10 protein-coding genes and 1 riboswitch are annotated in these 12,002 nt (G+C 46.8%); of the genes, 5 read left to right on the plus strand and 5 right to left on the minus strand.

Features of this window, described 5'->3' with window-relative positions; translation table 11 throughout:
* Positions 1-119: 119 nt before the first annotated feature.
* The gene (locus AC4G47_RS03160) at positions 120-1,133 is read right to left on the minus strand and encodes a helix-turn-helix transcriptional regulator (protein WP_491104714.1); all 1,014 of its coding nucleotides are present in this window, start codon (positions 1,131-1,133) and stop codon (positions 120-122) included.
* 87 nt (positions 1,134-1,220) lie between these two features.
* Between AC4G47_RS03160 and AC4G47_RS03165 the strand changes: the two genes are divergently transcribed.
* A complete protein-coding gene (locus AC4G47_RS03165; RefSeq protein WP_458124218.1) occupies positions 1,221-1,664 on the plus strand; it encodes a VOC family protein in 444 nt (147 codons plus the stop codon).
* Between the two features lie 189 nt (positions 1,665-1,853).
* Here the strand turns inward: AC4G47_RS03165 and AC4G47_RS03170 are convergent, their stop codons facing one another.
* The 4 genes from AC4G47_RS03170 to AC4G47_RS03185 are packed head-to-tail and all read right to left on the minus strand — an operon-like array spanning position 1,854 to position 6,285.
* Positions 1,854-2,633 (minus strand): PHP domain-containing protein, encoded by a 780-nt coding sequence (locus tag AC4G47_RS03170; protein WP_491104715.1) that lies wholly within the window; start codon positions 2,631-2,633, stop codon positions 1,854-1,856.
* A 41-nt stretch (positions 2,634-2,674) separates the two neighbouring features.
* Positions 2,675-3,502, minus strand: coding sequence for an energy-coupling factor transporter transmembrane component T family protein (locus tag AC4G47_RS03175; protein WP_491104717.1), 828 nt, complete (start codon positions 3,500-3,502; stop codon positions 2,675-2,677).
* Positions 3,477-5,405 carry an ABC transporter ATP-binding protein gene (locus tag AC4G47_RS03180; protein ID WP_491104719.1) on the minus strand — a complete coding sequence of 643 codons (1,929 nt, stop codon included), beginning with the start codon at positions 5,403-5,405 and terminating at the stop codon, positions 3,477-3,479. Before AC4G47_RS03180 ends, AC4G47_RS03175 begins: the two co-directional genes overlap by 26 nt.
* On the minus strand, positions 5,398-6,285 hold the full coding sequence (locus AC4G47_RS03185; RefSeq protein ID WP_491104721.1) for a DUF8171 family membrane protein: 888 nt from the start codon (positions 6,283-6,285) through the stop codon (positions 5,398-5,400). The genes AC4G47_RS03180 and AC4G47_RS03185 overlap by 8 nt, the downstream gene beginning before the upstream one ends.
* Before the next feature lie 201 nt (positions 6,286-6,486).
* Between AC4G47_RS03185 and AC4G47_RS03190 the strand changes: the two genes are divergently transcribed.
* The 4 genes from AC4G47_RS03190 (at position 6,487) to AC4G47_RS03205 (ending at position 11,790) form a co-directional block, all read left to right on the plus strand.
* Positions 6,487-7,320, plus strand: coding sequence for a MurR/RpiR family transcriptional regulator (locus tag AC4G47_RS03190; RefSeq protein WP_491104722.1), 834 nt, complete (start codon positions 6,487-6,489; stop codon positions 7,318-7,320).
* 421 nt (positions 7,321-7,741) lie between these two features.
* Positions 7,742-9,454: a spore germination protein gene (locus AC4G47_RS03195; protein ID WP_491104724.1), complete on the plus strand. Its 1,713-nt coding sequence runs from the start codon at positions 7,742-7,744 to the stop codon at positions 9,452-9,454.
* Between the two features lie 30 nt (positions 9,455-9,484).
* Positions 9,485-10,585, plus strand: a complete 1,101-nt coding sequence (locus AC4G47_RS03200; protein WP_491104725.1) for a GerAB/ArcD/ProY family transporter — start codon at positions 9,485-9,487, stop codon at positions 10,583-10,585.
* On the plus strand, positions 10,582-11,790 hold the full coding sequence (locus tag AC4G47_RS03205) for a Ger(x)C family spore germination protein (protein WP_491104727.1): 1,209 nt from the start codon (positions 10,582-10,584) through the stop codon (positions 11,788-11,790). The genes AC4G47_RS03200 and AC4G47_RS03205 overlap by 4 nt, the downstream gene beginning before the upstream one ends.
* 73 nt (positions 11,791-11,863) lie before the next feature.
* Positions 11,864-11,965, plus strand: a riboswitch (SAM riboswitch).
* Positions 11,966-12,002: the final 37 nt, after the last annotated feature.

The raw sequence follows: 12,002 nt of genomic DNA on the forward strand, positions 1-12,002 counted from the left end.
ACTCATATTTTCAAAGCTAATGTCCATAATCTATCAGATCATTTTGGCTTTGTCTTCTTTTAGTAGAAGGCAAAGCCTTTTGTCATTTCCATAGCGTTAAAGAGTCATTGAAAGATTTATTAAACATGCTCCAGCAAATCCAGATAATATTGTCTTAGATCCTCCTTCAGGCTGGCTGGCTCGACAATTTTGATCGATTTACCATAGTCCGCAAGATATCTCACAATGAAATCAAGTTCATGAGGTTCATACGAACCGACAAGATACATGTGTCCCATCTTCTCCATGATCTGCATAGATGGAAAATGTTCTTGCTGGAAAAGCTCAATTCCGGCTTCGTCAATTCGACATTGAAATGGAATAGCGACCTGTGATGGTTTCCATAGCGAATGAGCACCTTGTGCTTGGAGATCATTTACATGAGCCAAGGGTTCAATCTCCGTTGCTTCGGCTGAAGTGATGCGGTCGCAGCGGAATACACGATAGGCCTGCTTATTCAGATCATACGCTTGGCAATACCAGTAGCCTCTCTTGGCATAGAGAGCGATGGGTTGGATCGTGCGGGTGTTGGAGTTGGATGGACCAGAAGATGAATCGAATTGCTCAGGATCAGGATGGTTTGCAGGAGACGACCTTTGATCAGGAGATCTTCGCTGAGCAGGATACGTAATCAGGATCACGATATTTTGCACAGCCGCCATCAACAAAAACTCCAAATGCGCACTATCGCGGATCTGCTCCGTATGTCGGAAGGATACCCGGTGTTGAATGTTCTCAATATCCTGTCGTTGCTTGTCGGATAACGCGCTCATAAATTTCTCATGAATGGTACGGTATGAGGCCTGAAAGGGTAAGCTGGAGAAACTGCGGAGGGCCTGCATCGCAAAATAAAGGGCATGAAGCTCACCTGTATTAAATGATATGGGAGGCAGCTGCATCTGTTGTAACAGTCGGTATCCGCCGTAGCGTCCATACTCCACATAAATGGGCGCACCTAACTCTTCCAATGAAGCGACGTCTCTTAACGCGGTTCGCTTGGAGATCTGGAACTCCTGCATAAGATCTTGCAGGGTGAACTGCTGTTTTTGATTAATGAAGCGTAGCATCTGGTTCATGCGTTCTGATTTTTTCATATCGAACCCTCTTAATGGTGCCATGGATTGGCATCTTTCGTTGTTATAGTGATAAGTGTAATCCAATAGGAACTAGGAGGCAACATAATGAATTTTGAAGCGATACCATTTTTATCGATGAACGGAGATGCGGCGGCAGCCATTGCTTTTTATGAGGAGTTTCTGGGCGCCAAAGTGATATTCAAGAAAAGTTATAAAGAAATGAAGGAGATGAACCCGGGCTTCGAGTACCCAGCTGGTCAAGATGAATATATTACACATTCAGTGCTGGAAATTGGGGTTAACAAGATCATGATTGCGGAAGAGGCAATGGACACGGAGAGACCGTGGCAGCTGGGAAACAACACATCACTATGTATTCAATCCAAGGATAAAGATACAATCGATCAGCTGTATCATTCTCTGATGCAACATAAGGGTGTGAAGGTACTGGTACCGTATCAACAAAATGAATTCAGCCCAGGTTACGGCATTGTCCGGGATCCGTTTGGCATTGCGATTCAGCTGTGTGTGACGGTGCATGATTTTTAATCGAGGTGAGGAGCCCACTCATTCATTCATGCCTCAAGTGAATATTCGTCACTAAAGCCCAGTTTAGTAATCTGATAGGCTACGAATGATGTTGGAATACAAAAGAGACATGCTCTTGTTGATCATGTCTCTTTTGAGCTTGATAACTTTCATTCAGCCATTTGGTGATTCTAAATGTGGCTCCACGTTCTAAACCTCCTGCAGACTGGTGGCCTCCAGCTTGGCAAGACGTTTCATTACTTTCTTGAGCATCACAGAGGCTTTGACGCGTAAAGGAAGATCGGCGGAGATTTCGATGGTGTACGCTTCCGTAAGAATCTGCTCTTTGAGTTCAGCCACGGTTGCACATGGACGATCCAACACGTTGTATACACTGCCGTATTGCAGACATTGGTGTGTATCACTTCCGGCGGTAACCGGCTTGCCTAGGGATTGGGCAAACGGTTCGACCTGACTGCGGCAGGTTTGGATATCCATTTTGTACATGTCCTTGGCGTTCAGGTCAAATGCATCCAGACGCCCAAGCAGGTTGCGGTCCAACTGATACAGCGGAGTGGATTCGCGGAAAGGATGTGCGCCAATTTTGAGTAAAGGCCATGCTTCGGCCAGATCCAGCAGGTTGGCAAAGGGAATGAAAGACCCCTTGGCCGTATAATTTTCCAGCCCGGCACGGATGGTGAGGATATGTTCTTTTTGACCAATCAGCAAAATGTGCCCCGTCTCCTGAATATCCACTTCCATCCCTGGGAAAATGCGAAGTCCGTCTGCATCGTAGTATTCTCCGTTATAAGGGTAAAGACGATCCAGCGTCTCATAGACATCGTAGAAGTGACGGGTGTTAAAATGCTCTGTAAGCGCGAGGGCATCCAGCCCGCTGGCTTTCGCTTCCGAGACCATTTCGGTGAAATACTCGATCGAGAAATCAGAGTTTTTGGATAGTTTGCCGTGAGTATGAAGATCAATGCGCATAATGACACTCCCTTTATTCCATGAATGGTTAAGTATATGAATTACAGAATTTCATAGTGTGTGCCGAACCAGAACAGCAGTGCCACATAAAGTGCCGATGCAGCAAGAAATCCGATGTCACGTGGGGTGATTTTTAAATGGGCTAGCTTCAGACGTTTGGATTCTGTATGTTTCATCCCGTAAGAGAAACCGCGTGTCTCCAGTGCTTCAACGGTTGTGCGTGAGCGTTTGGCTGTAGCCAGCATGAGTGGGAAGAAGGACACGACGAAAAGTTTCATATAATAAACGACAAGCCGCCAATAGAGCCATCCATGCCGGGAAGGAACAAGGCCCCGCAATCGGTAGGACAACATGATATTCCGGAATTCACCAAACAGCACTGGCAAGATCCGATAAGCGTAAGAGAGGCTGAACGAGAATGTTGCAGGCATGCCGAGTGCAAGTAATCCATCACCAATCCGTTCCGGGTCCATACCCGAGAAGACGGTAATACTCGCCAGCGAGACGATCGATAGTTTCAGGGTGAGCAGCAACAGGGGGATTGCAGATTCCCAATTGCCTCCGAAGAACAGCGAGATGATAAACATCCAGCCCACCTGACCGATTAACCCCAGGCAGAGAATGATGATAATAAAGGGAGCAGCCCGAGATAAAATCGTCGTGAAGACCATGAGCAGGAACATGCCAAGCAGCACGGTGCTGTTATGAATAAACCAGGGTACGATGGCAAAAAAGAGATACCAGATCAGCATTACACGCGGGTCAATCCGTGCCAGGCTGGCATGACCACTGCCATATACGGTATTCATTAGCTCCAGCTGTATGCGTTCAATGGAGAGTTTGTCAAACCAGTTGCGGACAAGCTGCATAACGAGCCTCCTCCTTGGCGAATGATTGATTCAACAGACTTGCAACAAAGGCATCGGTTGTAGGACAAAGTGTAGGGAATCCGATACGGTGCGAGAGCTCCATGATCTGCGTAAGTGCAAGTCCCGATCGACGCAGAAGGGGTTCATCTGCGAATACCTCGGAAGGGGTGCCGTCGGCTTCTACCCGGCCATTGTGAAGTACAATGACCCGACTGGCCCACTGGGTAACCAGTTGCATGTCATGCGTGGCAATGACAGTTGTTCGCACATGCTGATCGAGTTCATCCAGTACACCGATTAATTCTTCGCGCGTAGCCAGATCCAGATTAGCAGTAGGTTCATCGAGCAACATGAGGGAAGGCTTCATGGCTGCGCCGATGGCGAGGGTAACTCGCCGTTGTTGTCCACCGCTAAGGAGTCGGGCATCCCTCTCTTGGAGTGGTGTAAGCCGGAAGCGATCCAGCACATGAGTGATCTGCTTGTCAGCTTCCTGAATGTGACGGGTTTTCAGAAAATACGCCACTTCTTTGCGCACACTGTCTTCGATAAACATCTCGGAGGAGTTCTGAAAAATATAAGCGACCCTGCCAGCAAGCTGTTCCAAAGAAGATCTATGGGTAACTTCACCCAATACGCTGACGCTGCCTTCTTGAGGCAAGCTGATTCCAGCCATGAGTTTGAGCAGTGAAGACTTGCCGGCTCCGTTGTTGCCCACCAAGGCAATCCGTTCTCCTTCATGTAGTGAAAAGTTAATGCCACGAATAACCTCATGCTCTTTTTTGCCCAGTCCTCTGTACCGTAGCCGCGTATTTCGAAATTGGACAATGGGAACGGGCAGCGCAGTAGAATCTGTCAGTGTGCCTCCCGATATCCGAGACATGGCTGAACCGTTCTGATCCATGGCAGACTGGATCGTATTCACGGTTTGCATCTGCAACGAATGCTCTGCAGCATCCCTCTGTTTGCCTGAAGCATGTATGTCCTGCTGGTATTGTCGTTGTACAAAGTAAATCGCGGCTTCATCTACCGTAATGGGTAACCAATGACGAGTAGCAGAATCCTGAATACCGGTGGAGAATTCACCTTCCTTAAATTGCTCAACCGCTTGAATAGCTGCACGAGTCACCTCTGGTGGCTGAATGCCAAGCCGCTCCAGATCGGCGATTCGATTCAAGCCTTCCTTGACGGGAAGATTCCATAACACACGGCCTTTATCCATCAGCACCACATCCGCGCAGAAGTCGGCGATAAATTCGGTATGATGTTCAATGACGATAATCGTCTTGCCATATTCCGTATTTAATCGGGACAGACATTCGTAGATCAGTCTCGCATGCTGCGGATCAAGCTGCGAGACAGGCTCATCGACGATCAGAATATCCGGGTCGAGTGACAGGGCACCCGCCAGAGCGAGCAGATGTTTCTGCCCACCACTCAATTCCCAGATGTATCGGTTATGAATGGTATCCAGTCCGCACATGGCAAGTGCATGTTCACCCAGCTCCCGGTAGTTGGATAACCCGTAGTTCAGAGGTGCAAAGAAGGCTTCATCCAGTACGGTTGGGCGGACCAGTTGGTTATCAAAGTCCTGGTATACGTAACCGATTTTTCTGGACAGGTCTGCAACACTTCGGCCTTCGGCAGGTACACCAAGTACATGAACTTCACCAGAGAAATCTCCCGTGTAGAATTGGGGGATCAGGCCGTTGAACAATTTACACATCGTGGATTTGCCACAACCATTGCTCCCGATGATTGCAGTGAAACTGCCCCGTGGGAGTTCAAGTGAAACCCCGTTCAGGACAGGCTCCTCTGAGCCGGGATAGGTAAAGGTCACATTTTGAATGGAGATAGCGGATTCCGGTGTAGGAGTAGAAACGGATTGGGACATTACATTATGCATAAGGATGGTTCTCCGCACCTGGAACGGATTTGTTCTTGTTGCGTCTGGCCCGCATGAAGATGAGTGTCACCACAGCGATTAATGCCGCAGCACCAATACTGATCCAGATGGAGGCAGAACCGTATTGATCCGCATAGTCCGTCTCCCACACCGCAAAGTTAATGTCCATCTCGGAGAGGGATTCGGCGCCGAAAGCTAACGCGAGCAGTAACACACCGATCAGGATAAGCTTTGGACGGAAGAAGCCAATGCCTTCATATTTCATGCCAGGATTGCGAGGTTTGATTCCGAGCAGTGGTTCAATTTTGCCATAGAGCAGGGGAACCAGATACAGCGTAGGCAGTAGAGCGAACAGGATGCCCGAGAACAGTACGTCATTGAGGAAACCAACGCCTTCGATCAGTACTACACTTTCAGCGAGTCCCGGAACCGCTTCAAGCTGTTCCACACCGATCCATACTTTGCCGATATCGACCAGCGAACTGAGGAACTGATGAATGATGACTCCGGTCATGGCTGCAATACCGACCTGCCTGCGATTGCGTGGATCACTGACCATACGTCCTGCGACGTACATGGCGAAGGAAAATGTAATGAATTTTTCCAGCTCTCCAAGTCCACCGAATTGTCCCAACATCAACTCACCAAAAATGACTTCGCCAAGAGCTGCACCAAGAGCGGCAATCATGGGATGGAACAGAATGCAGAGGGTCAGCGGAATAAAAGCAAAGTATTCAACTGACAGTTCAATTGGTCCAAGCTGCAACTTGGGAATAAGCTCTGTGAACATGTTGGACAAGCCGTACAGTGACATGGAAAGCACAAACACCATCATTTTCTGTGAAGACGTCAGCGTATAACGCTCAGTCATCTTCTTCATCGATACATACCTCCTTGAAAGTTGGTGATCATAGCCACAGTCTAGGGGCAGAGTATTAACGGGAAAGAAGACATTTGTAAATCGACTGTAATTTTTATTACATATTTTAATTTGTATGAAAAAAATATTACATAGTTTGACCACTTCTTCTTCAGTCTACTGATATACTGGTTGGAGAGCGAGAAAAGGAGTGTATCCTGAATGAATTTGTTTACCCAAAAAGAGCAGCTATCGCCAGGTCATCTGAAAATTGCCGATTTTGTTGAACGTAATCCCGAAGAGATTCTATTCATGACGGAACAGGAGATTGCCGATAGGCTGGGGGTTAGTATTGCAACGGTATCCCGTTTCTGGCGTGCAGTTGGATATGACAATGCCAAGGCGTTCAAAATACGCCTCCGCACCTCTGAAGATACCACGCCGGCGTTGAAATTAAATAAAACCATATCCCGCATGGATACGGATAGCTTGCCTGTTCAATTATTGGAAGCTTCCGTTAGTCATTTGCAGGAGACGTTGTCTCATATGAAGCAAGGGGATCTGGAGCGGGCCGCAGCGATTCTTGCTGAAGCCCGAAGAGTGTACATCTATGCCCCTGGACCATCTGCAGGTCTGGCTGAGCTGTTATCATTCCGCTTGTCCAGATTCGGATTGACTGTCATTCATCTCGCGAGAGGTGGACATGAGTTATTGGAATCGTTGATGCATATGCAGCAAGAGGACATGGTGATGCTCATGTGTTTCACCCGTTTGCTGCCTGAAGCAGAGGTCATTCTGGATTATGCCAGTGATATGGGAAGCAAATCCATACTTGTGACAGATCGGGAAGACCTGTTATATGGACTGGCGACCGAATTATCTTTTTACGTCAGCAGAGGGGAACTGGGAGAATTCCATTCCATGGTTACTCCACTGCTCTTAATGGAACAGATGGTGCTGGCTGTGGGATTGATGCAGAAGGAGCGTGCGCTGTCCAAGTTGGAACGGCTTGCTGAACTGCGCAGTCGGTATGGAAATAAGCTACCGCGAGGCTGATGAATGGGAAGGACTGTCACGTTGGAATGGAGTGAGGTTTATAGCGCCGGATGAACCGCCACAGGAAGGACCTGAGGCAGATGAGATTAGATAAGAAACAGGGGGATGGTCACGACGAATCGTCCTGTTTTTCTTGTTTATAGGGGCTAAACGATTACTAAAAAACAGAAAAAATGTTAGCTGATTCACAAAGTGAAAATTAACATAACGGTCATTGCTGCATCTGCTCAGTTGCTTGATGCGAAAGCGGAGCATGTGACAAAATCGTTTGATATATATAGGTAGTGGCGGTTCCTTATACAGGGACCGTTTTTTTTGTTGTTCTGTACACAAAAAAACGGGAATTATTGTGATCAAAGGGGGACACAATACTCGGGAATACCTGCAGCTTCATCATGCAGAGAAATGTTGGGGTGGGAACATGTGGTCAACAATTGTATCCTACGTGCCGGACTGGGCCATATGGATTCAGGCATTATTGGTCCTTATCGTACCGATCGGCATTACAGTAACCATGCGGTGGATCAATGCCGCCATTAAGCGTGGAACCTTCTCTCGTTCCCAAAAAACCTCCATATCCTCGAAAGATATTTCTCCTGCTACAGCGGGTCAGGGTCAGGGAACCGAAACGGGCCACTATGCCAATATTAAAATAACCGGCAAGTACAATACCGATCTGATTAGCGTAAGAGAAAGCTTTGGTCAAAATGCTGACGTGCATATTCGGGAATTTACCATTAGGGGTACGAATACACGGGCAGCCGTCATATATACCGAAGGCATGGTAGACCAAGACTTAATCGATGATCACCTGATTTCACCGTTAATGTTGGAAGGCGTTCCAGAGCTTAAGCGGGAGGGTTTCCTCCATCCGGATAATGCACATTTACTCTCGGCCTACCTGCAAGATCAATTACTACCTGTCAGTCTGGTTGAGGAGACCAAGTCCCTCCAAGCGGTCGCAGTTGGCGTGCTTTTTGGCAAAACTGCACTGTTGGTCGATGGATTGCCGGGGGCTCTGTTAATTGGAGCTCATAAAATCAAAACACGTGGTGTGAATGAACCGGTGTCAGAGGGGTTGCTCCGTGGTCCCCGGATTGGTTTTACAGAACAGCTAAGTGATAACACAGGTATTTTACGTCGATATGGAAGTGATCAGAGCCTCTTTATTCAGAAGTTTGAGGTAGGTTCACGGATCAAGAAAGAATTGGCTGTTGCCTATATTCAGGATATTGCTGATCCTAATCTCGTGGCGGAAGTCGGAAAGAGAATTGAAGCGATGGATATGGATTCCATGTTGGAATCTGGGTATGTCGAACAGCTCATCGAAGATAGTACGCTGAGTCCTTTTCAACAGGTACTGAATACGGAAAGACCGGACCGGGTGATGGGTGCTTTGCTGGAAGGACGAGTGGCCATTTTACTGGATGGAACACCATTTGCACTGATTGTACCGGTGACCTTTAGCATGTTGCTCCAATCCCCGGAGGATTACTATGAACGCTGGATTCCTGGAACATTCCTGCGAATACTGCGCTTCATGTCTGCCATGCTGGCCTTGCTCGCTCCTGCGCTCTATATCTCGTTTATCTCGTTCCATCCGGGACTTATCCCAACCAAGCTAGTACTCACGATTATTGAAACGCGGACGGGAGTGCCGTTTCCTTCAATCATCGAAGTACTGATCATGGAACTTTCCATTGAGATTCTGAGGGAGGCGGGGATTCGTCTACCTAAGCCGATTGCACCCTCGCTGGGTATCGTTGGAGGTCTGATTATCGGCCAGGCGGCCGTACAGGCAGGAATTATAAGCCAGTTCCTGGTCATCGTTGTTGCGGTTACCGCCATATCCTCCTTTACAATACCCGTCTATAGTGCAGGCATAACACTGCGAATTCTGCGATTTGCTGCCATGTTTAGTGCGGCTGTGCTCGGATTGTTTGGCGTGGTTATGTTCTTTCTCCTCATATGTACCCATCTGGCGAGACTCTCGAGCTTTGGCGTGCCTTATCTTGCACCGGCCGTTCCTTATCAATTTGGGGAATGGAAGGATTTCATTATCCGTGCTCCCCTAAATATGATGAGGAAGCGTCCCGAGATGTCCAATCTGATAGATCAAGACCGAAAAAAATGAAATAAATTAAAGTGGTTGGGGTGAAATAAAGTGAATAGCTCCGAAGGAAAGATTAGTACTAGGCAAGCTGTTGTGGTTATTGTCAATTACATGCTTGGCGCTGGGATATTAACGCTTCCTCGAACAACGAGCAAAGCTGTCGGAACCCCAGATGTCTGGATGTCAATTATTCTGTCTGGACTGATTATTATGGGTGTCGGAATTATTCTGGTTACCCTGTGTCGCAGATTTCCGGAGAAAACAGTATTCCAGTTCACTCGTGAAATTACGGGGAGCTGGATTGCTTACATATTGGGATTCGCCATGATTATGTATTTTATGGTGATTGCCGCATTCGAAATCAGGGTCATGGCTGATGTGACAGGAATGTACTTGCTCGAGCGCACACCAAAATGGGCTATCGTGATGGTGTTTATGTGGATTGGCATCTATTTGATCTCTGGCGGACTTGCTGTCATTGTGCGCGTATTTGAGATCATTTTGCCGATTACACTGATTATATTTGTGATTGAAATCTTGCTTAGTAATCAGTTATTTGAGATCGGCAATCTGAGACCCGTACTCGGAGAGGGTATCATGCCAGTCCTCAAAGGGTTGAAACCTTCGCTGCTGTCTTACACGGGGTACGAAGTCATGTTTGTCATGACTGCTTATATGAGAAATCCGAAGAAAAGCAATGTAGCCATGACCTGGGGCATCATCATATCGACTCTGATTTATCTGATTACCGTTGTGATGGTTGTAGGCAGTCTGTCACTTGACGGAATCAAAACACGTACTTGGCCCACGCTGGATCTCGTAAGAAGCTTCGAGATTCAAGGTTTGATCTTTGAACGGTTCGAATCCCTCTTATTGGTCATCTGGATTATGCAGATCTTCTCGAGTTTCACGATCACACACTATTGCGCTTCGGTGGGCATTCGGGATTTATTTCGTACGAAGAAGATCAAGGTTATTATGTACGCCTTTCTGCCAGTAATATATCTAACGGCATTAATGCCGAAAACCGTGGATGAAACCTTTGCACTGGGTGATATGTTGGGCAATCTATCCGTGCTTCTATTTGCCACTGTACCTCTGTTACTCCTGATAATAAGTCTTATTCGCAAAAAAGGAGGCAAACATGCATGATTCGTTTTTTTATGCTTTTACGTGTAGCCTTTGCTTTGTCCGTCCTTCTGGTAATATCCGGATGCTGGAGTAGTAGGGAGATCGAGGAACTAAGTGTCTATGTTGGTCTCGGGATCGATATCGCTAAAGAAACAGAATTTGAGAAGGACATCGCTGCTCAGGGAGGAACGTATCCAAAGAATAATTATTTAACGGCTACGGTGCAGATTGCGCCTGGCACTGGCAGTTCCAACAGTAAACAGAGCGGACAATCCGGTTCACCTGCTTCTGGAAAGACTTCCTATTCTAATGAACAGCTTACCGGAGATTCCTTGCTGCAAATCTTTCGTCAGTTTGCACTAAGGCGAGATCGTCCACTTATCGGACATCATCTAAAGGTCATCGTCATCTCCAAGGATATTGCCAAAAAGTATGGTCTGGACCAGCTGCTGGATTTTGTACTTCGGGATAACGATATTCGTCCAAATTGTCTGGTACTGATAAGTCATCATCGTGCCGTGGATGTCCTGACTTCAGATGATCCCTCCCGGATTCCGGCATTTTATCTAACAGGTATTACTGGTAATTCGTACTTGTCCAACAAAATACTGGACCCCGTTTTGCTCTCCAAATTAGATGCCCAAATGCAATCTGGTTCCAGTTTCTTGCTCCAGAATGTACTGTACTCTAATGGAGAGGGCAAGTTCTCAGGTGGCAGCATATTCGATGGGAAAACAACTAAGTTTATTGGAGAACTAAGTCAAACGGATCTGGAAGGTTTATCGTGGATCAAGCCTAAAGAAAAAGGAGGCGTCTTGAAGACTTACAACAAAGAGGGATTCACTGTTGTATATGAAATGAAAAAGAAGAAAACAAAAGTAATTCCCAAGGTTATTGGCAATGATATTTCATTCCATGTAAAGACCGAATCCGAAGGCTGGTTAATGGAGGATTGGCGTGCTCCCGAAAGAGAGGAAAAAGGGGCTTATCGCAGGGAACTGGAAAAAGAATTTTCTGAACTGGCGGAACAACAGATTCGTCAGGTGTTATACAAACTTCAGCATACCTACAAAGTTGATGTTGCGGATTTTCGGGACAGCTTGCGTATTAAAGAACCCAAAACGTGGAAGAAAGTCAAAGATGATTGGGATAACATTTTTAGTACCGTACCAATTACGTACGATGTGAAGACCACTATCACCAATCTCGGATCTTCCACCGAATAGCGTGCCAGTTAGCAAGTTAGTATTAAAATGTTGACACATTCATGATAGATCGCTATATTTATAAAAAATCATTTTCTTATCCAGAGAGGTGGAGGGACTGGCCCTTAGAAGCCTCAGCAACAGATCTGAAGGATACTGTGCTAATTCCAGCGGGTGAAAGCCTGATAGATAGGACGTTTGTTTTTATTTGTCAGTAACGGCGCACTCTTTAG

The organism is Paenibacillus sp. Negev47, assembly GCF_058313655.1.

Bases quoted from the DNA above. Each gene is read 5' to 3' on its own strand.
- AC4G47_RS03160 (WP_491104714.1), bottom strand. From the start codon at position 1,133: ATGAAAAAATCAGAACGCATGAACCAGATGCTACGCTTCATTAATCAA.
- AC4G47_RS03165 (WP_458124218.1), top strand. From the start codon at position 1,221: ATGAATTTTGAAGCGATACCATTTTTATCGATGAACGGAGATGCGGCG.
- AC4G47_RS03170 (WP_491104715.1), bottom strand. From the start codon at position 2,633: ATGCGCATTGATCTTCATACTCACGGCAAACTATCCAAAAACTCTGAT.
- AC4G47_RS03175 (WP_491104717.1), bottom strand. From the start codon at position 3,502: ATGCAGCTTGTCCGCAACTGGTTTGACAAACTCTCCATTGAACGCATA.
- AC4G47_RS03180 (WP_491104719.1), bottom strand. From the start codon at position 5,405: ATGCATAATGTAATGTCCCAATCCGTTTCTACTCCTACACCGGAATCC.
- AC4G47_RS03185 (WP_491104721.1), bottom strand. From the start codon at position 6,285: ATGAAGAAGATGACTGAGCGTTATACGCTGACGTCTTCACAGAAAATG.
- AC4G47_RS03190 (WP_491104722.1), top strand. From the start codon at position 6,487: ATGAATTTGTTTACCCAAAAAGAGCAGCTATCGCCAGGTCATCTGAAA.
- AC4G47_RS03195 (WP_491104724.1), top strand. From the start codon at position 7,742: ATGTGGTCAACAATTGTATCCTACGTGCCGGACTGGGCCATATGGATT.
- AC4G47_RS03205 (WP_491104727.1), top strand. From the start codon at position 10,582: ATGATTCGTTTTTTTATGCTTTTACGTGTAGCCTTTGCTTTGTCCGTC.